The sequence below is a fragment of the Candidatus Nitrotoga sp. BS genome, assembly GCF_927797785.1.
GTDB lineage: Bacteria > Pseudomonadota > Gammaproteobacteria > Burkholderiales > Gallionellaceae > Nitrotoga.
In genome coordinates, this window is record NZ_CAKMLL010000057.1 from 1 (window position 1) to 25,441 (window position 25,441).

Annotated in this window: 25 protein-coding genes, 1 pseudogene and 1 CRISPR repeat array; of the genes and pseudogenes, 21 read left to right on the forward strand and 5 right to left on the reverse strand. The window is 45.8% G+C overall.

Annotated features, from left to right (window positions below; translation table 11 throughout):
- The first annotated feature begins 101 nt into the window (after positions 1–101).
- From MJ769_RS06365 to MJ769_RS06390, 6 genes are all read left to right on the forward strand, one after another.
- A complete protein-coding gene (locus MJ769_RS06365) occupies positions 102–1,043 on the forward strand; it encodes a CHAD domain-containing protein (protein WP_239235349.1) in 942 nt (313 codons plus the stop codon).
- The gene (locus MJ769_RS06370) at positions 1,015–1,752 is read left to right on the forward strand and encodes a ParA family protein (RefSeq protein WP_239235351.1); all 738 of its coding nucleotides are present in this window, start codon (positions 1,015–1,017) and stop codon (positions 1,750–1,752) included. Before MJ769_RS06365 ends, MJ769_RS06370 begins: the two co-directional genes overlap by 29 nt.
- Before the next feature lie 392 nt (positions 1,753–2,144).
- Positions 2,145–2,948: a lysophospholipid acyltransferase family protein gene (locus tag MJ769_RS06375; RefSeq protein WP_239235353.1), complete on the forward strand. Its 804-nt coding sequence runs from the start codon at positions 2,145–2,147 to the stop codon at positions 2,946–2,948.
- Between the two features lie 526 nt (positions 2,949–3,474).
- Positions 3,475–3,894: a nucleoside diphosphate kinase regulator gene (rnk, locus tag MJ769_RS06380; protein ID WP_320412151.1), complete on the forward strand. Its 420-nt coding sequence runs from the start codon at positions 3,475–3,477 to the stop codon at positions 3,892–3,894.
- A gap of 430 nt (positions 3,895–4,324) precedes the next feature.
- Positions 4,325–4,777 carry a phosphohistidine phosphatase SixA gene (sixA, locus tag MJ769_RS06385; protein WP_239235354.1) on the forward strand — a complete coding sequence of 151 codons (453 nt, stop codon included), beginning with the start codon at positions 4,325–4,327 and terminating at the stop codon, positions 4,775–4,777.
- A 380-nt stretch (positions 4,778–5,157) separates the two neighbouring features.
- The gene (locus MJ769_RS06390; protein WP_239235356.1) at positions 5,158–5,388 is read left to right on the forward strand and encodes a hypothetical protein; all 231 of its coding nucleotides are present in this window, start codon (positions 5,158–5,160) and stop codon (positions 5,386–5,388) included.
- A 303-nt stretch (positions 5,389–5,691) separates the two neighbouring features.
- On the opposite strand, the gene pstB is transcribed toward MJ769_RS06390, so the two are convergent.
- The 5 genes from pstB to MJ769_RS06415 all read right to left on the reverse strand — a co-directional run bounded on the left by pstB (position 5,692) and on the right by MJ769_RS06415 (position 10,617).
- On the reverse strand, positions 5,692–6,465 hold the full coding sequence (pstB, locus tag MJ769_RS06395) for a phosphate ABC transporter ATP-binding protein PstB (RefSeq protein WP_239235357.1): 774 nt from the start codon (positions 6,463–6,465) through the stop codon (positions 5,692–5,694).
- Between the two features lie 12 nt (positions 6,466–6,477).
- Complete coding sequence (gene pstA / locus MJ769_RS06400; protein ID WP_239235359.1) at positions 6,478–7,323, reverse strand: phosphate ABC transporter permease PstA; 846 nt, start codon at positions 7,321–7,323, stop codon at positions 6,478–6,480.
- Between the two features lie 2 nt (positions 7,324–7,325).
- The gene (gene pstC, locus MJ769_RS06405) at positions 7,326–8,288 is read right to left on the reverse strand and encodes a phosphate ABC transporter permease subunit PstC (protein WP_445083076.1); all 963 of its coding nucleotides are present in this window, start codon (positions 8,286–8,288) and stop codon (positions 7,326–7,328) included.
- Positions 8,289–8,393: 105 nt separating this feature from the next.
- Positions 8,394–9,440: a phosphate ABC transporter substrate-binding protein PstS gene (gene pstS, locus MJ769_RS06410; RefSeq protein WP_239235363.1), complete on the reverse strand. Its 1,047-nt coding sequence runs from the start codon at positions 9,438–9,440 to the stop codon at positions 8,394–8,396.
- A gap of 610 nt (positions 9,441–10,050) precedes the next feature.
- Positions 10,051–10,617 (reverse strand): lytic transglycosylase domain-containing protein, encoded by a 567-nt coding sequence (locus tag MJ769_RS06415; protein ID WP_239235420.1) that lies wholly within the window; start codon positions 10,615–10,617, stop codon positions 10,051–10,053.
- A 624-nt stretch (positions 10,618–11,241) separates the two neighbouring features.
- Between MJ769_RS06415 and MJ769_RS06420 the strand changes: the two genes are divergently transcribed.
- The 15 genes and pseudogenes from MJ769_RS06420 (at position 11,242) to cas6f (ending at position 23,756) form a co-directional block, all read left to right on the forward strand.
- Positions 11,242–11,904: a thiopurine S-methyltransferase gene (locus tag MJ769_RS06420; RefSeq protein WP_239235365.1), complete on the forward strand. Its 663-nt coding sequence runs from the start codon at positions 11,242–11,244 to the stop codon at positions 11,902–11,904.
- Positions 11,905–12,431: 527 nt separating this feature from the next.
- Positions 12,432–12,989, forward strand: a complete 558-nt coding sequence (locus MJ769_RS06425) for a YqhA family protein (RefSeq protein ID WP_239235367.1) — start codon at positions 12,432–12,434, stop codon at positions 12,987–12,989.
- 152 nt (positions 12,990–13,141) lie between these two features.
- A complete protein-coding gene (arsC, locus tag MJ769_RS06430; protein ID WP_445083077.1) occupies positions 13,142–13,501 on the forward strand; it encodes an arsenate reductase (glutaredoxin) in 360 nt (119 codons plus the stop codon).
- A gap of 36 nt (positions 13,502–13,537) precedes the next feature.
- Entirely contained in the window at positions 13,538–13,879 is a 342-nt protein-coding gene (locus MJ769_RS06435; protein ID WP_239235376.1) for a zinc ribbon domain-containing protein YjdM, read from the forward strand.
- A 70-nt stretch (positions 13,880–13,949) separates the two neighbouring features.
- Positions 13,950–14,609 carry a MarR family winged helix-turn-helix transcriptional regulator gene (locus tag MJ769_RS06440; protein WP_239235378.1) on the forward strand — a complete coding sequence of 220 codons (660 nt, stop codon included), beginning with the start codon at positions 13,950–13,952 and terminating at the stop codon, positions 14,607–14,609.
- Positions 14,610–14,739: 130 nt separating this feature from the next.
- Positions 14,740–15,420 carry a protoglobin domain-containing protein gene (locus MJ769_RS06445; protein WP_239235379.1) on the forward strand — a complete coding sequence of 227 codons (681 nt, stop codon included), beginning with the start codon at positions 14,740–14,742 and terminating at the stop codon, positions 15,418–15,420.
- A gap of 96 nt (positions 15,421–15,516) precedes the next feature.
- Complete coding sequence (locus MJ769_RS06450; protein ID WP_239235388.1) at positions 15,517–16,059, forward strand: carboxymuconolactone decarboxylase family protein; 543 nt, start codon at positions 15,517–15,519, stop codon at positions 16,057–16,059.
- A 67-nt stretch (positions 16,060–16,126) separates the two neighbouring features.
- Complete coding sequence (locus MJ769_RS06455) at positions 16,127–16,684, forward strand: redoxin domain-containing protein (RefSeq protein WP_239235390.1); 558 nt, start codon at positions 16,127–16,129, stop codon at positions 16,682–16,684.
- A gap of 119 nt (positions 16,685–16,803) precedes the next feature.
- A pseudogene (locus tag MJ769_RS06460) lies at positions 16,804–16,959 on the forward strand (helix-turn-helix transcriptional regulator); the annotation flags it as partial.
- Positions 16,960–17,045: 86 nt separating this feature from the next.
- On the forward strand, positions 17,046–17,264 hold the full coding sequence (locus MJ769_RS06465) for a hypothetical protein (RefSeq protein WP_239235392.1): 219 nt from the start codon (positions 17,046–17,048) through the stop codon (positions 17,262–17,264).
- A gap of 19 nt (positions 17,265–17,283) precedes the next feature.
- Positions 17,284–18,231: a type I-F CRISPR-associated endonuclease Cas1f gene (cas1f, locus tag MJ769_RS06470; RefSeq protein WP_239235401.1), complete on the forward strand. Its 948-nt coding sequence runs from the start codon at positions 17,284–17,286 to the stop codon at positions 18,229–18,231.
- Positions 18,228–21,146 carry a CRISPR-associated endonuclease Cas3'' gene (locus tag MJ769_RS06475; RefSeq protein WP_239235403.1) on the forward strand — a complete coding sequence of 973 codons (2,919 nt, stop codon included), beginning with the start codon at positions 18,228–18,230 and terminating at the stop codon, positions 21,144–21,146. Before cas1f ends, MJ769_RS06475 begins: the two co-directional genes overlap by 4 nt.
- A gap of 3 nt (positions 21,147–21,149) precedes the next feature.
- Entirely contained in the window at positions 21,150–22,130 is a 981-nt protein-coding gene (gene cas7fv, locus MJ769_RS06480; protein ID WP_239235412.1) for a type I-Fv CRISPR-associated protein Cas7fv, read from the forward strand.
- Between the two features lie 12 nt (positions 22,131–22,142).
- The gene (gene cas5fv / locus MJ769_RS06485; protein WP_239235414.1) at positions 22,143–23,162 is read left to right on the forward strand and encodes a type I-Fv CRISPR-associated protein Cas5fv; all 1,020 of its coding nucleotides are present in this window, start codon (positions 22,143–22,145) and stop codon (positions 23,160–23,162) included.
- Between the two features lie 9 nt (positions 23,163–23,171).
- Entirely contained in the window at positions 23,172–23,756 is a 585-nt protein-coding gene (gene cas6f, locus MJ769_RS06490; RefSeq protein ID WP_239235416.1) for a type I-F CRISPR-associated endoribonuclease Cas6/Csy4, read from the forward strand.
- 131 nt (positions 23,757–23,887) lie between these two features.
- Positions 23,888–25,415: a CRISPR direct-repeat array (repeat unit 28 nt; unit sequence GTTCGCTGCCGCGCAGGCAGCTTAGAAA).
- The last annotated feature ends 26 nt before the right edge of the window (positions 25,416–25,441 follow it).

Genomic DNA, 25,441 nt, shown 5'->3' on the forward strand with positions numbered 1-25,441 from the left:
CTATTCAAATCGCTTTGGCGGGTAAGGCTCTTGAGGGATGGGGTGAGTAGTTACCCAATTTGAATTTAAAGCTGAGTCCGGAGACACCTATCGAGGTGGTGATGCGCAACATTTTGTTGCGCCTGCTTGAGATTATGAAAGTGAATGAGAGGGGCATAAGAGCTGATTTGGATACAGAATTTCTCCATGATTTTCGCGTCGCTGTGCGCCGGGGTCGTTCGGCTTTAGGGCAAATTAAAGGTGTTTTACCACATAAAATATGGGATAAATTTAATCGAAAATTTGAATGGCTAGGAGAAATAACCGGCCCAACCCGTGACCTTGATGTCTATCTGTTGAAGTTAGGCGCGTACAAAAATAGCTTGCCGTTACCTGTCAGGGATGATCTTGACCCGCTTTATTATTTTTTGGGAAAACATCGGACAATCGAACATAAGAAGTTGGTTGTACGGCTGAAGTCAGCGCGTTATAGGAACACAATTGTATCAATGTTAGCGTACTTGAAAGCGCCATTATCAGCACGAACGACACTTCCTGCTGCCCGCAGCCCAACGTTTGATGTGGCAAATCAGCGAATATGGCGCATGGCTCGACGTGTCATTAAAGCAGGTGAAGCGATCAATACGAGCAGCCCCCCTGAAGATTTGCATGAGCTACGCAAATCATGCAAAAAACTGCGGTACTTGATGGAGTTTTTTCAAAGTCTCTATCCGTCAGATGATATCGAGCAGTTAATCAAGGCGCTGAAATTGCTTCAAAATCAACTCGGAAAGTACCAGGATATTCATGTTCAAATCGCATCATTGGCAATATTCAGAACCCAGATGCAATCTGAACGCGAAGCGGCAGACCGCACCTTGGTAGCAATTGATATTGTTATGCAGACACTCAAACAACGCCAAAGCCAGGTACGCAAAATGTTTAAGTCTCGCTTTGCAAGCTTTGCAGAAAATAAGAACCGAGTTGCTTTCAGGAGACTATTTAAACCCAAATCCAAAAGGATGCGTGTCCCCAATGAAGATCATTGCTTGCTACAACATTAAAGGTGGGGTTGGTAAAACCGCAACCGCCGTCAATCTGGCTTATCTGGCAAGTCGTGAAGGTGCCCGCACATTGATTATGGACTTGGATCCGCAAGGTGCGGCTTCTTTCTACTTTCGAGTTAAACCCAAGATAAAAGGAGGCTTAAAAACGCTGATGGATGGTAAGCAAGGTTTGGAGGAGCTAATAAAGGGAACTGATTATGCCGATCTCGACCTTATTCCTGCGGACTTTTCCTTCCGCAATATGGATCTGTTTTTGGAAGAAGTAAAAAAACCAACGCGGCAATTACGAAAATTGCTCAAAAGTCTGGATGATGACTACGACGTTGTTTTTCTGGATTGTCCGCCCAGCATTTCACTCGTATCCGAAAATGTCTTTCAGGCGGCTGACATCTTGTTGGTGCCGACCATCCCTACTATTTTATCGTTGCGAACATTCGACCAGCTTCTAAAGTTTTGCAAAGAAAATAATCTGGATGATCTTCTGCTACTTCCATTTTTTTCCATGGTGGACATGCGTAAACAAATGCACCGGCTTATCGTAGAAAAACCACCGAAAACGTTAACCGGATTGCTGAATACCACGATTCCCTATGCCAGCGATGTTGAACGGATGGGGGTAAATCGTGCAGCCCTTGCCAGTTATGCTCCAAAGTGTCGGGCGGCACTGGCTTATGAGTCGTTATGGGCTGAAATAAAGAATGCCTGAGTTGAATTTCATTCTGTAGTGAGAGGCACACAAAACTATCTGCTCGCGGCGACTGGCAAAAGGCAGGCACATTTGTGCGTGCCATCAGGACAGGCGTGAGTTCTACATCTGGCAGCATCGAATTGTGGGGTGAGAAAGTAGATGATGTAGTAGATGGTTAGGGTGCGCGGTGAGATGTTGGGCGTCATTTCAATCAGCCCAACTACGGGGCAATATAGCGCTCCCTCAGTCGACATTACCCTTATTATGATTGTTTGATCACATCTTTAAGCGAGCTGGGTTCGTTCGTAACAAAAATTATTCTTCCAAAAAAACACGTAATTAATACACGTGTAATATTCAGCGCGCTTAATGCTACAAAACCATTCTTTATAATACTTGGACGGAACAACATGACTATCATGAACCCCACGTCTCACAGTTGTGAAACGCCATATCAAGCACAGCAATCAACAAGCATCCCGACTGCCTGCTTCCGGGGTGTTCGCATAGTGTTTCATATAATCTATGGCATGCTGCTTGCTGGTGTAATTCCGTTACTGAAGAAATCGACTCAACAGCGTATCGTGAAATATTGGTCACGCCGCTTTCTGGATTTACTACACATTGGTTTGGAAACTTATGGTTGTTACCATCATGCAACTGCACAGGGTCGCCTGATTGTTGCCAATCATGTCTCCTGGCTGGATGCTGTTTCCATGAACGCAGTGCTTCCAGCCTACTTTGTCGCTAAATCTGAAATAGGCGATTGGCGATTACTAGGCTGGATATTTCGCCGCATAAACACGCTTTTTATCAGTCGTGACATCCGACAGGAGACGGCACGCATGAACTGTCAAATTAAAGAAATGCTTGAACAGGGAGATCGCATCGCTGTGTTCCCGGAAGGGACTACCACCGATGGCACTCATCTTGGCCATTTTCATTCGTCACTGCTGCAAGGCTCGGTTGATATTGAATCCACTATTTGTCCGGTTGCTATCCGCTATCACGATGGAGCTGGCACTGCTAATAGCGATGCAGCTTTTGTGGGCGACATGACATTTATTGAGTCGCTATGGAAAATTCTGTGCAGCCCTTCTTTGCATATCACTTTGGTTTATTTACCCGCAATCTCATGCAGAGGAAAGAACCGCCGTATGCTCGCCTTCGAGGCACGAGAAACAATTCAAGCGGCTCTGGCCGGCCAAAAATAGAATAGCCTCACAATCGCCAGCACCATCTGGCGCTTTTTCCGTTGCGCCCCCCGCTGTTGCTCAATACGGACTTCCCAAAATTACGCACGCAATTAACGTTTGCCTTTCATCAATCTTTAATCTGTCTGTCATGCTACTGCAACAGGTCATCGTTAAATTTGTTTTCATTTCCCTCCATGGAGACATCAATGTTAAATCTGAACTCAAAGCTCGGTAGGCTGGTCCGATTGAGATGAAGCCCAGCATCATAGATGGTGGATGCACAGATACTTTATCGATATACCGATGCAGTGTGTGGCACATAAGGCTTGGTTCTCTCTGCGAGAAGCTTTAAGAAGAGCGAGAAAAAATGATTTAATGTCAGAAATGCTCCGCGCATGTGTGCGCTTGTAGAAGAACCCGAAATATCAAATGCTAACAAGTCAATGCAGTCGACCGCTGACGCGTCGGCTAGTTGAGGCGTTGGGCCGCATACTTTTACAGTCGAATTGCGAAAGCGTTACATAAAGTTGAAATGAAAACGAGGATGGAAATGAAAGCAAGGCCAGAAATAGTAATATCAACTATAGATTTCGAAAGGCTAGAAAGACTCTTGGACTCATTACCAAATAATGGCTTTATCGGTAAAGTTGAGTTGGAGGCCGAGTTGGCAAGGGCTAAAATAGTAGAGCCAAAAGATGTTCCATCTACAGTTGTCACCATGAATTCAACCGTGCGATTCAAGGTTGAGTCTTCGAGTGATGAGTTCGAGTTGACGCTTGTCTATCCGAAAGACAGTGATTTGAATGGTAGGACATTGTCAATTTTGGCACCCGTTGGAAGCGCATTACTTGGACTTGCACAAGGAGATGAAATTGAGTGGCCGAAACCCGGTGGCGGTGTTATGCGTGTTCAAATCCACGAGGTTGCATATCAGCCAGAAAGATCTGGTGAATTCCATCGTTAGAAAGCCCAGTAGGTTGAACGGCGCTCCGACGTATTGGCGCGGCATTCAATGATTTGCGTGCGGCCATGGAAGACTCGCATCCGTTGCTGTCCTGGCGATGGTGGTGTTACACGAGCATCTGCATGCGATATGGCGCTTGTCCTCGGGAGATGCTGACTTTACGCTACGCTGCTCGCTAATCAAGGCTGGTTCCTAGCGGCGGCTGGCCAAAAGGAGAGCATATTCGTGCCAGTCTACAAGCCAAGCGTGAGTGCTGCATTTGGCAACATCGGATTGTAGGGCTAGCAAATAGATGATGAAGTAGAGGGTTGTGGTGAGAGGTGGAATGTTGGGTCTCACCAGTTCAGCGCCAACCTACGCGTAGCCCAGATTAGGCTTGCTTTAATAACCGGGGTATAGAATGGCTGTTTTATCATCGGAGGATAGGACTTTGGATCTTATATTATGGCGGCATGCGGACGCCGAGGACGGCGTGCCTGACAATGCGCGCAAACTGACCGCAAAAGGCGATAAACAGGCTCAACAGGTGGGGCGATGGCTAAAATCTCATCTTCCCGAGGGTGCGCGCATTCTGGTCAGCCCGGCAAAGCGTGCGCAGCAGACGGCCAGCGCCTTAGGCTTGGCGTTCGAAACCACAAGTGAGCTCGGCACGGGGGCATCGGTTGAATCGGTAATGGCAGCAGCAGGCTGGCCGGATGCTAAGGGTGCTGTGCTTGTCATTGGCCATCAGCCTACCTTGGGGCGCATTGCAGCTGTGTTGCTTACCGGTGCCGAGGCTGACTTGAGCGTCAAGAAAGGCGGCGTGTGGTGGTTCAGCACCCGTGTGCAAGGTGGCGAAATGGAAATAACACTGCGCGCGGTCATGTCGCCGGAGTTTCTTTAGACTAATCCATTTATACGACTTCTAAATACTCGTTGCATTTCATTGCTCTGGGATGCAACCGTGCCAAATCAGGTCGAAAATTCCCTGTTGACCCAGGCATTAGCTGCACCAGAAGATTGCCCTTTACCGTCAACTTGGCGGTGCAATTTAGGGGCTGATTATGCCAATCTCGACCTTGATTCTTGCGGAGTTTACCTTGCGCAATAATACTTGAGTTGAAGTTTTTATTCCGTCGTGTGGAGATAATTCACGTAAGAATGTAATCACCAGCTTTCCCAATCAAAAGCCAGATCACTTCAATAATAAATTATTCATTTTCCTGTCATCCCCCTGAAACATTGTTTCATTATCCTGAGCCAAATCATTCACAGGAGACGACGATGCTTAACCTGATTCGGAAACCCGGACAACCGAACAACTTGCAAGCTTTGAGTGCAGCAATCATTAAAGCAGACGTGAGGGAATCACATCGATTGAGATACCAAATAGTCGCATCAAAAATGCGTGTTTATTTGAGTAACGCCAATGAAGAAATGGAACGCAAAATGTTTAACCACTTTTGTGAATGCTTGCTACCAGTCACTTTTCATGACTGGATGACCAAACGTTAATACTACTGCCCTTGGCATGACGACGCTAACTCTGAGCAAGGTATCCATCAAACGAATGGGTGCCTTGGCATTGTGTCAGCAAAAAAATGATTTCAACAGTGTTGATTCCTACTGCGGGCACCTGTTAAGGAGCGATTGCAGTAATTAAAGTAACAGGTCAAGTCGTTTGATCAGTAGATATGAGCAAGGATATCGAATTGACGAATGAGGTAGAAAATGTTTTTAGATTTATTATTAATCAAGTAACTAGATAAATAGACAAATTAATACCTGTCCTGAGTAAGGGTCAATAAGGCTTGGAGCCTATCCGAATCGGCCTGTAATGTAATCTTCCGTTTCTTTGCGCTTAGGATTGGTGAATACCGTGCTGGTTTCGCCGAATTCGATCAGGTCGCCCAGATACATATAAGCGGTGTAGTCTGACACGCGTGCTGCCTGCTGCATATTGTGGGTGACGATGATGATGGTGAAATCTGCTTTCAGCTCATCGATCAGCTTTTCGATGTGTGCGGTGGAAATCGGGTCTAGCGCAGAGGTGGGTTCGTCGAGTAATAATATTTGCGGTTTGACAGCGATGGCGCGTGCGATACACAGGCGCTGTTGCTGGCCGCCCGAAAGTCCGGTGCCGCTCTGTTTCAGTTTATCTTTCACCTCTGTCCATAGCGCTGCTTTCCTAAGTGCCCACTCCACGCGTTCGTCCATATCATGGCGGCTAAGGTTTTCATAGAGTTTGGCACCGAAAGCAATGTTGTCATATATAGACATGGGGAACGGAGTGGGTTTCTGGAATACCATGCCGATCTTGGCTCGGAGTGTGTTGAGATCTTGTTTATTGTCGAGAATATTTTCACCATCCAGCAGAACTTCACCCGTAGCTTTTTGTTTCGGATAGAGCTGATACATGCGATTGAAAGTGCGCAGCATGGTGGATTTGCCGCAGCCTGAGGGGCCGATAAAGGCGGTCACCATTTTTTCCTGAATAGTAAGGTTGATGTCCTTGAGGGCGCGTTCTGCCCCGTAGTAAAAATTCAGATCGCGTACAACTAACTTTGGAGTAACAGTTTTTTCAACGCTCATCTGTCTAAATCCTTAATAAGTTGTTGATTTTTGGCGGAACAAAACTCGCGCCAATACATTAAGCGTGAGCACACTGATAGTGATGAGCAGTGCACCAGCCCAGGCGAGATTTTGCCAGTCCTCGTAAGGACTCATGGCAAATTGGAAAATTACAACCGGGAGGTTGGCCATGGGCCGATTCAGATCGTTGCTCCAGAATTGATTGTTGAGCGAGGTAAACAGTAGTGGTGCGGTTTCCCCGCTAATGCGTGCCACAGCTAGCAGCACGCCGGTAATGATGCCAGCGCGTGCAGCGCGCAGCGTAACCATGTTGATCACTTTCCATTGTGGTGCGCCCAGCGCTGCTGCCGCTTCGCGCAAGGTATTCGGCACCAGGCGCAACATATTTTCGGTAGTGCGGATGACGATCGGGATAACTAAAATAGATAAAGCCAGCGCGCCGGCCCAACCGGAGAAGTGCCCAATCTTGAGGACATACATCTCATATATGAACAGACCGATTACGATAGATGGCGCAGAAAGTAGTACGTCGTTAATGAAACGTGTGGTCGGCGCCAACCAACCGCGCTGGCCAAACTCCGCCAAATAGGTGCCTGCCAGTATGCCGATGGGCGTGCCTATCAATGCGGCGAGGAAAGTCATCATCAGGCTTCCGGCAATGGCGTTGAGCAAGCCGCCAGTGCTGTTGGGTGGTGGCGTCATCTGGGTAAACACTGCCGTGGTCAGGTGAGGCAGGCCGTTTGCCAGTAGTGTCCATAAAATCCAGCCCAACCAGAACAGGCCGAACAGCATGGCCAAGGCTGAAATTCCTAAACCCATGGCATTAATCAGACGGCGGCGTGCGTAGAGTGTCAGCATAATCAGGTTGTGGATCCTTCGCGTTTCGTCAGCATGTAAAGCATGTAGCGTGCCAGCGACAACACGATGAAAGTTATTAAGAACAGAATTAGTCCTAGTTCGATCAGCGCAGAGGTGTATAACTCGCCCACGGCTTCATTGAATTCGTTGGCTAGCGCGGAGGAGATGCTGTTACCCGGCATCAGTAGCGAGGCACTCAATTCGTGCGCATTTCCAATGACGAAGGTGACTGCCATGGTTTCGCCCAACGCGCGTCCCAAACCGAGCATAATGCCGCCAGCTACACCGATTTTGGTATAGGGTAACACCACATGCCACATCACTTCCCAAGTGGTTGCGCCCAAGCCATAGGCAGATTCCTTGAGCAGAGTGGGAACAACCTCGAATACATCGCGCATCACCGAGGCAATAAAGGGAATGACCATGATGGCCAGAATGATGCCAGCGGTGAGCATACCGATACCCATAGGAATGCCTTGAAATAAAGGCCCAAAAATCGGTAGCGGACCAAGTTCTTCAATAAGCCAAGGCTGAACATGGTCAGCAAACAGCGGAGCAAATACGAATAAACCCCACATGCCATAAATAATGCTGGGGATACCAGCCAGCAGTTCGATGGCAATGCCCAGAGGACGGCGTAGCCAGCGCGGCGATAGTTCAGTGAGAAAAAGCGCGATGCCGAAACTGACCGGGATGGCAATCAGCAAGGCAATGGCAGATGTTGCAAGCGTGCCAATTATCGGGATGAGCGCGCCAAACTCTTCCATGACCGGATTCCATTCAGCGCTGGTTAAAAATTTGAAACCGAACGACTTAATGGAGGGTATGCTGCCGATTACCAGTGAAACAATAATGGCGACGAGCAGTAAAAGCACGGCAAATGCAGACAAACGAGTGATATTGCGGAACAAAATGTCCAGCAAATTATGTCGCTTCATATGTACTTCACGTAAAAACGTAGGCATGATTTTTAAAAGTGATCAAAATTTGAGGGAGCCCAGCCCCCTCAAATTTATCCAGCAATAATTATATCTTGCAAACACATGTTGCCAGAGCGCTTAAGTAAACTATTATTTCCAAATCGCCTTGCCCTTGTTATCCTTGATCTGTGCTTTCCAGGCTGCGCGCACTAATTGCTGAACTTTCTCCGGCATGGGAACATAATCCAGAGCTTCAGCCATTTCGCCGCCATTACTGTAGGCCCAGTCGAAGAACTTTAGTGCCTCTTTAGCTCTTTCAGATTTGTCTTGCTCCTTGTGCATCAGAATGAAAGTGGCGCCGGTGATGGGCCAGCTTTCTTTGCCCGGTTCGTTGGTCAGCAGCTCATAAAAACCTGGAGTTTTTTCCCAATCAGCATTGGTAGCTGCCGCCTTGAACGAGGCGTCATTTGGTTTCACAAACTGACCGTCATTATTTTTTAGTTGCGCGTAAGTCATTTTGTTCTGCAGAGCATAAGCATATTCCACATAACCGATAGAATTTTTTATGCGCTGTACATATGATGCCACGCCTTCATTGCCTTTACCGCCGGTACCCGTTTTCCAAGAGACGGCAGTGCCTTCGCCAACCGCAGATTTCCATTCCGGGCTAACCTTGGATAGGTAGTTGGTGAAGATGAAGGTGGTGCCTGAACCATCAGAGCGATGCACAACGATGATGGTTTTATTGGGCAGCTTAGCACCCGGATTCAGTGCTCTTAGCGCCGGGTCATTCCATTTAGTAATCTTGCCGAGAAAAATGTCGGCCAGCACCTTGCCGTCCAGTTTTAGTTGTCCGACTGCAACTCCGGGTATGTTGATGACTGGCACTACACCGCCCATTACTGCTGGAAATTGCATCAGTCCGTTCTCTTCCAGTGTTTCAGGTTTCAACGGCATATCGGAAGCGCCAAAATTGACTGTTTTAGCGATGATTTGCTTGATGCCACCGCCGGAACCAATGGATTGATAGTTCACGCTTATACCGGTTTGGGTTTTATAAGTGTCTGCCCATTTGGCGTAAATTGGATAAGGGAAGGTGGCACCTGCGCCGGTGATACCGGCGGCGAATGCGTTACTTGCGGCAAGCAGCGAGGTAACCAAGCTGATGCTACAGAAGAGGAGGGTTGATTTGTTCATGGTCTCTCCAAAATTGAATAAGTTTCGCTGAAAGTCTGTCGGACATCGCTTGCAACCAATTGATTGTATTAATGTGTCTTTTGCTTATGAATGTTGATGTGTTATTTAGTATGAATTCCCGAAACCGACAGGTTGTTTTAGGATGATTTTGCCGTTTGCCAGCGCGAATCATTATGCCTATGCATTGTTACATAATTATTACATAAGGTAGGAGAGGGGTGGTGATTTCGGATTATCCAGTCAATGCACACGCAGAAATTAAGTAGGCGAATTCATTGGACTTGTTTTTTCCTGAGTCGGGCGCGACATGCCGCGTTATTTATTCATCGACCCTTTTTTTTCAAAAAGTTACTTCCAGCGCCCACTTTTGGTAGCCAAGGCATCCCGTGGGTTTCGTTAATTCTGGTAATCTTGATTTTGCCGATGGTGATTGTAGCCACTAAGTAGGACTTGTCGCGATTGCCGCGCAGCCTGCGCGAAGCCTGTGTGACCAAGGCTGAAACCCTATGGCGTGGTATTGCCGATGGCTACCATCCATGATGACCGTCCTGATCCTGGCGGCCCTTCATTGAAGAAATTGCTGATACCGTAAAATGTGGTGCGATATGGCTCAGCGTTTGTGCCACGCTGCATTGACTAAATTGGGATAATTCGGTTTACCTAGGCTGCCGTTATAGCGTCCTAGAGCGCGGAATAGGTCACCCTTTTCAATGTCGAGGTAGTGGCGAAGAATGACGCAACCATATCGTAGGTTGGTGCGCAGATGAAACAAATTTCCCTCACGTTGGCCGATAAGTTTCAACCAAAACGGCATTACTTGCATATATCCTCTTGCTCCCACGCTGGAGACGGCATATTTTTTGAAACCACTTTCTACTTGAATAAGTCCCAATACCAATTGAGGATCTAATCCGGCACGCGTGGCTTCGTAATAAACAGTCTTGAGGAAGTCCGCGCGATAGCCTGCGTCCGGTATGCGTTTCTCTAAGCGGGGCGATGTGTCGTTCAACCAAGTGTCGAACTCTTGTTGCGTTGCAAACGTCAGCTTGAGTGGCGCTTGATCCGAAACGGCGTGGTTTAAAGAGATTTGGACACTAGCGGATAGAGGTTGATAGGTTTGTGTGCCGCCTTGTGTTGCTTGTGAGAATAACAATCCAGTCGCCAGCAAGGCCAGCATAATGAAATTAGAATAATTTTCTTGAATTGATTGCATAGTTTTAAGGGCGAATATAAAAACCCGCCTTTCGCTTCTCATGCGCTTTAAGATAGTAGTTTTACGGCAAGTTACAGAAATACTTTAAGGTGATACTTGCGCTCAGCCCAAGCAGGCAAAATTGTTCCGAATGCAACTTTGTCTGAGGAAGTATTGAACATGAAGATCTTATCTCCGCTCGATCTGTTTTATCTCAGTGGCGCCATCGCCCCGAAAGGTGTTTCGCGGTTCCTGACCCGCAAGTCGGAATGACCACGGAACAGATAGCGAATACCTGGAGATTGAATCGCGAATTACATTGTGCTGCTCCCCATAAGTCACTGTGTGATTGATGAAACTCATCAAAAGTCCGGCTATAATCGCTTCAGGGTGCCTCTAAAAATTCAATTTTCTAGACAATACAAGGCGCGAGTAAAAAATTTGAGCGCGGCATATAGTTGATATGTAAGCGATAATTTTTTTCGAGTAACGCAGTATTGTGACGAAAATTGGATTTTTAGAGGTGCCCTTCATACTTAAAGAACCCGACCTTCAGCAGTGGCGGCGGGTGTGACGATTCCGACTACACTTTTCTAGCAGGTTGATAATATGGATAAAAATTATTGGTGCGAGCGATGGACCAGAAGTGAAACGGGTTTCCATCAGAATGAAATCAATCCGCACTTGCAGCGATTCTGGCCGACACTGAACCTTGCGCTTGGCAGTCGTGTGTTCGTGCCACTTTGCGGTAAAAGCCGCGACATGCTTTGGTTGCGAGGGCAAGGCCATGAAGTGGTTGGAGTGGAAATCAGTCCATTGGCGGCCGAGGCATTTTTTGCCGAAAGCGGCCTGCACGCGACAGTCACGAAACACGGCGCTTTTAGCATCTACCAGGCAGAAGGACTCCGACTTTACTGCGGCGATTTTTTCCAGATGACATCAGAGGATATGGCTGGCGTGAGCGCAGTTTTCGATCGCGCCTCGCTTATTGCGCTCCCACCATCAATGCGCAGTGCCTACGCAGCGCACATGCAGGCCATCCTGGCTCCCGGCGTAAACGCCTTGTTGGTTACCTTCGACTACTCCCAACAAGAAATGCAAGGGCCACCTTTTAGCGTGGAGGAGCCGGAGGTAAGGGCGCTTTATGGGAACACAGGTGAGGTACGTCTGTTGTATAGCGCGAATATTCTCGACAAGGAACCACGCTTTCGCGACAAAGGTATAACCCAGCTACAGGAAAAGGTTTTCCATGTGACGTATAACTCGCGTTGAACATCAGGGCCTTGCTATATGTATGTCGCTCTGATGACGGACGTATAGCAAGGCCCCGATGTTGTAACGTTGATCCCAGATGAAGTACCGATGAAGCTTGATTCTTTCAAAAAAATTTATAAGACAATCCTCTACTAATTTTTTGCTCACCTTAGCTACGTTTAGTGCTGTGTTTGGCGTTGAAATGGCTAACTCTTGCCGTGGAAATGGGCGAAATGCTGAATCTGTCGTGGTTTTAACAATGAAAATCGGATTGGCGAGGGGGGAGCGAAGTGTGCTGACTTGTGGGGTTGAATGTTCTATCCTTTTAGTCGTTATAATCAGAGAAAGTTTCGCGTCATGATCGTAACGCGTTGATTGTTATGTAATTAAATAAGAATACATCGAATTTATGTACAATCAATTCACTGAAATGAGAAGCCATGAATAAATCTAAAATAGCCCCAATCCGCGTGCAGAAGGTAGAGCCAGACAGTACCCCATGAGCATACTTCTTCGCATTTATCTCCCAAACAATAAAATATGACATGCTAAAAACTATCGAAAAATGGTTCGAATCCGCGCTTTGGAACGGACGCTTTGTGGTTGTGGTAGCGGTTGTGGCGAGCATGGCCGCTGCTATTGCGATTTTCTACATGACCACGGTGGACGTGGTGTACCTTGTCGGCCACATGCTTCCTTACGCCGACCCATCTCTGACCGAAGAGGCACGCAAAATTCTTCACGATCAGACCATCTCCCATGTGGTGGAAGTGGTGGACGGCTACCTGCTAGCAACCTTTATGCTGATTTTTGCGCTTGGCATGTATGAATTATTTGTCAGTGACATTGATGACGCGCATGGCAGCAAGGCCTCCAGCAAGATTCTGGTTATCGAAAGTCTGGATGACCTTAAAGCGCGGCTGGCTAAGGTAATCCTGATGATCCTGATAGTCACTCTGTTTGAAGAAGCGCTGAACATGAAGATATCGACCCCGCTCGACTTGCTTTATCTTGGCGGTGCCATCGCCCTGATTGGCGCGTCTCTGTTTCTGACTCACAAGGCAGAAGACCACGGAAAAGACAGCAAACACTCTGGAGATTGATCATGAATTACATCATCATGATCCCATGAGCTACTGTGCGATTGATGGGCCTCATCAAAAGTCCAGCCATGATCAGAATCAGACCTTCAGTAGTCGTCAACAACGCCAGGTCTTGGTATGATCCGGTCTGAATTTTTTAGTAAAGTAACCTCATGACCAACATAACCATCTACCACAACCCTGACTGTGGCACTTCGCGCAACACTCTGGCGATGATCCGCAATAATGGCATTGAACCACTTGTTATCGAGTACTTGAAAACACCGCCAAGCCGCGCCGAACTGGTGGCTTTGATTGCAGCCATTGGTAAGCCGGTGCGCGATGTGATGCGCAATAAAAACTCGCTGTTTGAAGAGCTTGACTTGGATAATCCGAAATGGAGTGATGATGAACTGATCGATTTTATGATCGCGAACCCAATTCTGATCAATCGCCCGATCGTCGTAACGCCTTTGGGAACACGTTTGTGTCGACCAACTGAAACGGTACTGGAAATTTTGCCGCAGCCTTAGCAGGCTGTATCTGAGCCACCATAATTAAAAGAAGTTATGTCTACTATCCCAGCCTGCCCCCAATGTGCTATGGAAAACACATACCAGGATGGCGACAACTATATTTGTGCCGACTGCGGCCATGAGTGGCCGATGGAGAAGGCAGTACATGCAGATGACAACGCAGAACCGGAGGTGAAGGATGCCAATGGCAACGTGTTGGAAAATGGCGATTCGGTGGCGCTGATCAAAGACCTGAAAGTCAAGGGGTCGTCTATCACACTTAAAATGGGTGCCAAGGTCAAGAGCATACGCTTGGTTGCAGGAGATCACGAAGTGGACTGCAAAATGGACTCCGGCAGCTTTATGCTCAAGGCATGCTACCTGAAAAAAATTTAAAACCAAATATGTCGCCGCATTTTAATTAGGACTCCTTGACAGTAGATTTAATTTTGCGGATACTGCAAACATGAAAACGAAACACACCTCTACTTGGCAAGACACACCTGCGAAAAGTGAACGTATTGTCTGTGCAATTACACGGATTGCTTCGGTTTTGCGTAGCGGAGCATGGCAGTTTGCGACAACTGAAGGGCTCAACCCGACACAAGTGGGTATTCTCGAAGCGTTGCAATCTCGGAGAGAAGGTGTGCGTTTATCATGGATAGCCCAACATTTGGGCGTAACGGCCGCCAGCGCGAGCGACTCCATCACTTCGCTCACAACTAAAGGGTTAATTGAGAAGGGACGTGATTCTGCTGATGGCCGTGCTGTCGCATTGAGGCTGACGGGATCAGGGCATGACTTGGCTGCAAGAATTTCCAGCTCGGTCAATTTTGCGCATGACGCTGTTTCTGATCTTCCTCCGTCTACTCAGGAAGCTTTGTTCGAATCTCTGCTGGCATTGATTGGCAAATTGCAGCAGTCTGATCGATTCCCTGAGATTCGCGCCTGCGTTACATGCAAGTACTTTGCTATTAACAGGCATCCTGATTCTGAAGAGCCGCACCACTGCACATTGGTCAACGCGCCACTTTCTGTCAGCTTGTTACGGCTTGATTGTCCCGAACATGATCCGGCTCAAGCAGCCGTTGCAGTTCAAAATTGGCGAGAACTGGAGAGTGTCTGAGTGCGGTACTGTTTTTTTTAACTATAATATTTAGGAGTCCTATATGAATAAGCAACCTTGAACTAACTAAAACGATTATTTAATCCATTTTATCGAATGCTGCTGTTAACAATATCTAAAGGATTTATTCATGAAAAAAAGTTTATTCTCTCTCGCAGCATCTGTATGCCTGAGTACAGTCGTTCCGATCGCATACGCAAACAGCGGATCAGCTAACATTCCGCAGTCACAAATCTCCGGCTACACCTATGGCCAGAAATCGGTTGCGATTGCACCTTATACGCTCAAGGATTTAGAGTCATTAAAGAAGACACTCCTCTTCACCGATGAGGATGTGCTCTATTTGCGTAAAAGCAAAGAAATTTTGGCTGATCAAACAGATGCAGTTCTGGATGTTTGGTACGGATTCGTCGCATCTACGCCGGAACTTGTCGAGTATTTCAAAAATATCAAGACAGGAAAGCCAGATGGTGATTACCTGGCAGCAGTTCGTAAACGGTTCAGCCAATGGATTTTAGATACGGCTGATGCGAACTATGATCAAGCCTGGCTCGACTATCAATACGAGATTGGTCTTCGCCACACCAAGATTAAAAAGAATAAAACGGATCACGTTAAAAGCGTGCCTCAAGTTAATTTCCGCTACCTGCCCGCACTCACGATACCCGTGACGACAACACTCAAGCCTTTCCTTGCGAAGAAAGGTGCGAGCACGGCCGATGTCGAAAAAATGCATGCAGCGTGGGTGAAATCTGTTTTATTGCAAACCATACTATGGAGCTATCCGTACGTCCGTGAAGGTCAGTTCTAACTGCCAGATTGCATTGTTAAAACGGCATGTTCTCAATTTATTGGAGCCTCGCCGCAAATTTATCTCAACCGATTTATAAACTAAGGAAAACTTATCATGTCTCGAGTTCAACTAGTCAACGCCAACGAAGCCACAGAAGATCGCAAGGCTATTCTGAATCAAATCCACGGAGCCTTTGGCGTTGTGCCAAACATGTTCCGCGCCGTGGCCAATTCACCCGCAGCGCTCAAGAGTATGTGGGGCTCATTTGGCGCACTGGGTTCCGGCGTTCTGGGTGCCAAGCTGGGGGAAAAAATTGCAGTCGCAATTGCTGACAAAAATCGCTGTGAGTACTGCCTTGCAGCGCACACTGCCTTGGGACAAAATGCCGGCGTATCAGCAGATGAGATGGCAGCCGCTCAAGCCGGCCAATCAGATGACGCACAAACCGCCGCCGCTTTGCGTTTCGCTTTAAAGCTTGTTGCCAACCGTGCGCAAATCGCCGATGCCGACATCACCGAATTGAAAGCAGTGGGGTTCAACGACGAACAGATCGTCGAAATAATGGCTCACGTCGCATTGAACATTTTTACCAATTATGTCAACGTAGCTTTTAATGTGCCGGTTGATTTCCCTAAAGTAAATCTACTCGCAGCTTAGATGGCAACTTTGCCGGGAGTGGCCCAAGCTCTCCCGGCAATATTTAACCTAGCTCAGGAATAATTCTATGACTAATACCTACCCAGTAGCCCCAGAACTAGATGTAACCCAATGGATCAATACACTCCGTCCCAATACGCTTGCGGAATTGCGCGGACGCGTGGTTGTACTGCACGCATTTCAAATGCTATGCCCCGGTTGTGTATCGCATGGTCTGCCACAGGCTGCGGCTATCCATGAAGCTTTCCCGGCAGCAGATGTTGCCGTGATCGGTATACACACTGTCTTTGAGCATCACAATGCAATGACCCCCGTCGCGTTAGAAGCATTCATTCATGAATACCGTATCCGTTTTCCAGTTGCGATAGATCGCCCATCTACAACAGGCAATATTCCGCATACGATGGAAGCATATAGTATGAGGGGCACACCAACGTTGATACTTATAGACCGACAAGGACGCATCCGGCTCAATCACTTTGGTCGTTTGGATGATTTGCGCGTTGGCGCAACGATTGGCCAACTGATTAGTGAGACTGCACTCGATCTCAATAGCAATCAACATCAAGAGCAATCTGCTGCAGGGAGCGGAGGTTGTGACGACGAAAAATGTTCTATTTCTTAAAATCCGTGATAGGCGAGTGCATGAATTACCTGGGTTTAACGCTACTGCTCTGCAATGCTGAATGCCGATCATAAACAAAACAATAGCATCCCGAGCAACGATCCAGCTTTGATAAAGATGGATACTATTGCTTGAAAGTCCCTTATTCCGATGACTGCGAATTATTGATGGACATACTCAAGCTCGGTACTGAGGTCGAAGTAATAGAACCTATGGCACTGAGAGGGTACGTCCAGAAAATACTCGAATCCACTTTGGCGAAATATAAAACCTGAAATTTATTTTTCAGTAGCTCACGCCATGAGCTACTACCCCCATTATCATAGGTATATCCAAATTAATTCAATAAGGAGAAACCCATGTGGAAAGAAATCAAAATCAACCCAGACCGGGTGGTGTTTTTTGGATGTATGTTTGGGGGGATTGTTTTGGCTGTTGTGTATTTGAGGTATTGAGTGGTGAAGGTGATGAGCATATGCCTATTTCATCTCACACCTCCTCTTCAAAAACGTTGGTGTTCATTTTTCCAAGTATTGCTTCTCTCAGTGGCAGTGCGGTGGCACATTTGAATCATCGTTAAAGTTATGGAGCATATTTAAATGGATCAATTAACTGATTTAAAATCAATATTGCACTCCAAACGAGCAAATATTTACTACTTGGAGAAATGCCGGGTAATGCAGAAAGATGGCCGCGTCCTCTATTTGACAGAAGCCAAAGACGAGCATCTCTACTGGAATATCCCGATTGCCAATACCACCGCTATTTTATTAGGCACCGGCACTTCTATTACCCAAGCAGCCGTGCGCATGCTTGCATCGGCGGGTGTTCTAATTGCTTTCAGTGGAGGTGGTGGCACACCACTGCTGGCGGGCAGTGAAATTGAATGGCTAACGCCGCAAAGCGAATATCGACCCACAGAATACGTTCAGGGATGGCTATCTTTCTGGTTTGATGAGGGAAAGCGTTTGCAGGTCGCCAAGCACTTCCAGATATTACGCATCAATTATCTGCAATCTGTATGGAGCAAAGATAAGGATCTGAAGAATGAAGGCTTCTTTATTGACGACGAAGATATTACTCGATCATTCTCCGGTTATCCGGACAAAGTGGAGCGTGCAAGGAATGTCACCGAATTATTATTGATCGAGGCCCAGCTCACTAAAAATCTCTATAAAGCCGCCGTCTACCGCACGAAACAGGAAGACTTTGTCCGCAACTATGACAATACGGATAACGCAAACTTGTTTCTCAATCACGGCAATTACCTGGCCTACGGCTTGGCAGCCAGCACACTCTGGGTATTGGGCATACCCCACGGTTTTGCCGTTATGCATGGCAAAACCCGGCGCGGCGCTTTAGTGTTTGATGTGGCTGACCTGGTCAAAGATGCTTTGATCCTGCCTTGGGCGTTCATTTGCGCCAAAGAGAATACAACCGAACAGGAATTCCGCCAGCAAATCTTACAAAAATTTACTGAACATAAAGCACTGGATTTTATGTTTGATACCGTCAAACAAGTCAGTTTGCGTGGTGGCGCGACATGATGGTCACTTTTGTATCCGAATGTGAGAAAAAGGCACTGGATAGAACCCGTCGGGTACTCGATGCTTTTGCCAACCGCATCGGTAGCCGCACTTGGCAAACAGTGATTACAGAAGACGGCTTAATTGCTGTCAAAACTTTGCTGCGTAAAACCGCGACCAAAAATACTGCTGTTGCTTGCCACTGGATTCGTTCCAGAAGCCGGAGTGAATTGGTTTGGATTGTGGGGAATCGAGATCAATTTGATCAACAAGGCATCGTGCCCGTCAATGCCACTTCTAAAGAGTTAATTATGGATATAACAAGCGATAAGCCCAATCCGGATTTTTTATACGCAAATACTCATTTGCAGTCTTTAGCTGAACATTTATTTGCTGTGGGGTATGTCGCAGAGCAATTGCATAGACGGTTGATGCCAAACCAAGAGAAGCAATCAACGGCTATCTTTGTTGCCGGCTGTTTGCATGATTTAGGCAAAATCGACCCTTGCTTTCAAGAGTGGGTAAGAAACCCCAAGAGAAAAGACTTTGTGGCTGAAGATGGCCAACATATTGACGATGCAAAATTCAGTTTTGACAAGCATCCAAGACATAACGAAGTTTCAGTCTTGCTGTATCAATTGCTCGATCATATAAGCCTAAAGCAAATCAATGCTGACAATAAAAAATCCATTAAACACGTTATTTATTGGCATCACGCCAAGCCTTTTCGCAAAGAAAAAGACTTTACCAATTATGGTGATGTTTACACCAAATTAACCAACAACCTAAAAGATGTCACTTTCACTGAGTTATTAGACAAGGCCATTAAACTACTTAACAGCGTCTGTGCTATTGATGCAAAGTATCGGACGATTGAGGAATCCGTATTATCCAAAATTTACAATGCCGAAATTGATTTAGATACTATCGAAACCCTAGATGGGTCATTGTTACCGTATTATAAAAAATATGAACCATTGGACAACATTGAGAAATATCAACTGCAAATCAAACACAATGCCGACAATAACACGATGCGGACTTGTGTTATTTCCGCCGACCGTTTGGTTTCCGCATTGCCAACAGTCGATTTACATGCTCATATAAAAGGCGGTTCGCTTGATAGTTTGGTAGATGAAACTCTCTTGCTTGAATCTACGCTTTGCTCTCAGATTGAGACTTGCCTAACTCAATTTCCAGCCGGTGATCGTAGCAACAAACAAAGTGAAGTCACCAACCAACTGACCAAAGCCCAAGGCGTTAGCGTCCTGGCGGGCCCTGCCGGATGCGGCAAAACCAAAATTGCCTTGGAATGGGCCAAACTGAAAAATGTCCAGCAACTGATATGGATATGTCCGAGGGTGCAAGTCTGCCAAGGGCTATTTTATGACTTAACCTCTGAGCAATATTTGCCGGATGCTCGAATAGAAATTAATACAGGCGAATTTAAATTTACGAGCAAATGGGGTAACCCAACACCAGAAGAAGATTATTTCTCTGGCGATATAGTTATCACCACCATAGATCAACTATTCAGCGGCATCATTACCCATAATAAAGTCAATACGTTGATTAAATATCTCAATGCGCATGTAGTGTTTGATGAGTTTCACGAATATATCAACATGCCAGCCTTCAATTTGCTGTTTGCTGAGTTAATCGCTTGCAAACAGCAGCAAGAGCACGCAGCCAATACCTTGCTCGTGTCTGCTACACCGCATTATTTTTATCTCAAACAAGTATTGGCGCTTGAACCAGAAGATATTGTTGCTATGCCGTCTTTTAACCCAAGCACATACCGTATTGAATTTAAAGTCTTTGATGAAACCAAGCAAGACGATACTAATCCCTTGTATCAAAGCCAAAATTCCAACACTATTGTTATCAGTAATACAGCATTAACTGCACAAAAAAGTTTTATTCGCAATCAGCATCAAGAAAATGCTGTGCTATTACATTCAAAGTTTAAGAAGAGTGATAAACAAAAATGGTTTGGAGAAGTTTACGAATCGTTCAAAAAAGACGGCATGCGAAAATTTGAAGTCTTGCGCAGTGGGCCAATTGTGCAAGCATCGTTGAATATTACTTGTAATTATATGGTGGCAGAAATTACCAATGCGGAAGATTGCCTGCAGCGCTTAGGTCGACTCGACCGCTTTGGTGTAAATAAAGAAGGCAATGTGTATTGTTTAGCTGCGCCTGAGCCGATTCACCAAGGTAAAGGTACGGGTTCAGCGGCTCGTTTCCTGTCCCGGATGTTCACATTCGGGGCGACCAAAGCATGGTATCAATTGTTACGAGCAGAGCTGGATGACAAGACAGTTACTTTGCCTCAAATATACAAGTTGTATAAACAATTCCATCACTCTGATAATGGTAAAAAATTCATTGAGTCGGATTTAATTGCCTCGCTCAAAGCCAGTGTGATGTTAATCAGTCAGAAAGTTATTGACCCGATAACTATTCCACCCAAAAAAGCACTGGTGAAAGGCCGAGCTAAAATCAGTAAAAACTCACTACGCGGAGAGAATCGCTTTGTGCAGATGGCAGTATGTGAGGTTAGTGGCCCCAATCAATTCAAATTTCCGGATCAATATGCCTACCAGATACCAAACAATGAACGGGACGGCTTTGACAATTTAACCGCTTCCAAAGATGAAATCGAAGGCTATGGTGATAGCGATAAAAACTTGCTGGCATACATGAAAAGTAAACATCACAACATCATGGGAGGTACCAAAGCTTTTAAAGACTTTATTTTACTCAATGAAGCAAGAGATCCAGAATTTCCTGTTTACCTGAGCTATACGCCTAGCGATTTGGTTCAGGTTGGCGGAGAAAGCGCACGACATAGCTACGCCATTTACTATGCCGTGTGTGACAAACAGCCAATCGGCGCAATTTCAATTAAGCAATTAACTTCAAATGAGGAATAACTTATGCAAAAAATAACCGGCATTAAAAGTGTGGATTTTAAAGTGGTTGCATTGGGCCACGGAGTGGTTAATTGGAATGGGCCGACGACGTTGGCGGGTGACGATGGCAAAACAGTTGACAACCATACACTGCCAAAATTAAGGGGTTACAGCAACTTAACCGGCAAGGTAAAAGAGGAAACTGGCTATAAATATAAAAAGCAGGCAGAAGATATAAATTTTAAAGAAACACCTATGTATATTAGCCAGAATTGCATTCGCCATCACTTATTTAGAGATCAAGCCTTTGATTTGCATTATGCCAAAGATAAAAATCTACAAGCTGTACTGGCTTCAATAACAGGCTTGGTACGTGGTTACGTTGTTCCTTCAAGCCAGTGCAAACGTACTAGCCCCTTATTGCTTGAGGACTTTATTGACCAATTGGGCAACGGCAATTTTGAACAAATGGGACGCTCAGGCTCGAAAGAAAAAGGCAAAGACGATAAAGGCGATGATGTGGCCAGCAATTCCTTTTTCTCCAAAACCACCTTTGGAGAGACCGAATACCTTGCTTATGGCTCCATCAGCATTGAGCAGTTGGAATTTATTTCACTTGATAAAAAATTCGATCGCGCAGCTATGATTATCAAAGAGGGTGAAGGCGAAAAAATTGCCGAAGCTGTGCAAAACTTTATCAAAAGCCTTGATCCTTCACGTAATCCAAAAGCCACGTTCCATCAAAACTATGTTCGTGGCGGCACCATATTTGAAGAAGGTGAAGTCGGCATTTTATTGGATAACGAAGCCATTGATATCTTAATTCAGGAAACCATTCGGATGATTAGCGAATTAAGCATTCGCCAAGCCAAAGGTTATATGTACGTGGATAGTGTGCTCGTGGACTACAACGATAGTCATAAAATGATGCGTATCAAACGCTCAGAAAGCGAAATATCAGAAACGCCAGAAACCAGCTATGCCGTTTACTTCTACGCGAAATAATAGAGGTGAAATATGCGTATTACGATTAAATATGAAGCTGCATGGCAAAACTCTTTTTTGGATGGCTCTAACAATGAGCCCTTACCTAAAGCTGGCCGGGGTTTTGTTGGGTCTATGACTACAATGAAGAGTGATGGTAACTTTATTCGCCGAACCATAAGCAAAGACACTGTGATGGGTATCTTGAATCGATTAATTGGCGATCAACATAAACTGTATCAGGCACGACAGTCACCCAATTATTATTTTAAGGATATTGAAGAAAAATTAACTGACACAGACATTATTGACCGTAGCAAAATCAGTAATGCAGAAATGGTGTATATCCGCAATATCTCAGGCAATGAAGATCAGAACGCATTTACTGGCATGATTAAAGTAACCGATCCTGCTTTTACCTCTATTTTTTCTAGTCAGCTTTGGGGGGTACTTCAATTAAAGTTAAACGATTTACTGAAATTTATTAATGACCCAAATTTTACGATCAATAACAGTGATAGTTTTGATCCTTTAACCATTATTAATCAACTAGAACTGCTCAACAGCCTTAAAGCCATTGATGTATCAGGGGAAGTAGAAACTACATTAGATTTTTTAAAATTAAAATATTCTGATGTTGATTACAAATTAACTGCCAAAGGGCAAATCACACCTATTACATTTTATTGTTCAGCACTTTATTTACAAATTGAGCGTTTAAAAAATGGTCATGATTTATCGACAATATTAACGGAAAGGGGCGGATTAAGCGGTATTTCTAAGCGAGGCTTTACTAAAAAAGATTTCATGGTTCGTTATACCACTGGCAAAAAGAAGCTGATTTGGGGTAATCCCTACCTGCTGAAAGAAAAACGCAAAGGCGAAGGTGAAGTGACCTCATTGTTAACCAAAGCCAGTGGAACACTCGAAATTCAGTTAAATATTCCCCAAGAAAAAGCACAGCAACTTAAAGATATGATCGAGGCAGCTGGTGTTTCAAGCTTTTATCTGGGTAAAAAGGGGTTGGCGTATGTTGATAGTCTTAGGATATAGGGAAAATTCATGAAACATTATCTTGAAATAACCTTATTGACCAATTCTGACATTAATTTGTTGACTCTCTGGTCAAAAGTCTTCCAACAAATTCATTTAGGCCTAGTTGAAATGCAGGATAACCAGAAGCGAGTACCGATTGGAGTTTCATTTCCGGAATACATCATTGGTAAAAAATATAGCGTGCTCGGCGGCAAGTTGCGATTGTTTGCGCAGGATGAATCTACACTAAATCGATTTGATGCCGCGAAATGGTTGATCCGCTTGAGTGACTATGTGCATTGCACCGGTATCCGCTCCGTACCTGATAAGCTCAAGGGTTACGCACTATATCAGCGCGAACAACCTAAAACTAACAAAGAACGCTTAGCCAGGCGCTATGCTATCCGGCACCATATTGACTACGACATAGCTATACAACGTTATAGCGGCATGGAGCATAAGTTAATATCTACTCCATTTATTCGCCTGAAAAGCTTAAGCAGTGATAAAACGTTTTGTTTGTGGATCAGAAAAACAATGGCTTCTGAACCTTCAAATGGCGTTTTTAGTAGTTACGGTTTAAGCACCTCAACCACTGTACCCGAGTTTTAAACCCATTTTTTATACTCTTTAAAAATTAAAATATAAATCAGCCAGTTGCGTATCATGCTTTTGGGATTGGTAAATTAAACAAAATTCCCTGTAAACCGCTATGGGACTGGTTTTAAGTTTCATTATGGTCAGTTCGCTGCCGCGCAGGCAGCTTAGAAAAGTCGGCAAAGCGAGAAAAAGTTATGACGATAGTTCGCTGCCGCGCAGGCAGCTTAGAAATTGCCAAAGCGCATCCGGATCTGCAATTGTTGGTTCGCTGCCGCGCAGGCAGCTTAGAAATGTATCCATATCAGGCGATGTGTCAGCATCCAGTTCGCTGCCGCGCAGGCAGCTTAGAAACATCCCAATATCAAGTCTTTGGCTTTGGCCGTGTTCGCTGCCGCGCAGGCAGCTTAGAAACATAACTGTTAGTTCAGGAACAGAAACAACGAGTTCGCTGCCGCGCAGGCAGCTTAGAAATGTTGCAACTCCATCGTGTGATGTCCCTACGCGTTCGCTGCCGCGCAGGCAGCTTAGAAAAAAAAATCAAATTCGATGACGGGGTTTTCGTAGTTCGCTGCCGCGCAGGCAGCTTAGAAATCTGAGGTGAGGGAGTCGCTGGTCGTTGACAAGTTCGCTGCCGCGCAGGCAGCTTAGAAACAAATAACTTGCGATCGGTATACTTAATCAACGTTCGCTGCCGCGCAGGCAGCTTAGAAATAAGTGTTCCCATGTCTGAAACCTCCACATTTGTTCGCTGCCGCGCAGGCAGCTTAGAAAATAATCGCCGATAATCCGAGTACTAAGGGCCGGTTCGCTGCCGCGCAGGCAGCTTAGAAATAAGTGCTGCCCAGTAGGTTTTTTGATGTGGCGTTCGCTGCCGCGCAGGCAGCTTAGAAAAGCAGGGTGGATGTTGTTTGCGATGGCTGATTGTTCGCTGCCGCGCAGGCAGCTTAGAAAAATTCTCTGAAGTAGCAAGCGTTGCATTAGTTGTTCGCTGCCGCGCAGGCAGCTTAGAAATGACGAGATGGGGACGGAGATATTCAAAGAATGTTCGCTGCCGCGCAGGCAGCTTAGAAATTAAGCGTAACTGGGGCCGGAATTATTAATTGGTTCGCTGCCGCGCAGGCAGCTTAGAAATGTGATGATTCAGCTTCTACATGTTTAATCAAGTTCGCTGCCGCGCAGGCAGCTTAGAAAACGAATCAACGACAATATGCCGAGATATGCAAGTTCGCTGCCGCGCAGGCAGCTTAGAAAATAAACGGCGATCATTGCTGCAACTATGCCCCGTTCGCTGCCGCGCAGGCAGCTTAGAAATTGTCGTGATGTACACTTATCTTTATCGACCAGTTCGCTGCCGCGCAGGCAGCTTAGAAATTTAGCATTTTGCCGGAATTCACGGTCATACAGTTCGCTGCCGCGCAGGCAGCTTAGAAATTGCATTCAAGCAATAATTCTTTAGCTTTGCTGTTCGCTGCCGCGCAGGCAGCTTAGAAATAATACTCCAGTTGGTGATGATGAAAGTGTTTGTTCGCTGCCGCGCAGGCAGCTTAGAAATTCTGTATTCTTCTTTTTCACCATCGCTGATTGTTCGCTGCCGCGCAGGCAGCTTAGAAATCTACTCGTTGCCGGATCTCGACTTGCTTCAGGTTCGCTGCCGCGCAGGCAGCTTAGAAATTTTATATGTGTGTACAAGAACCCTA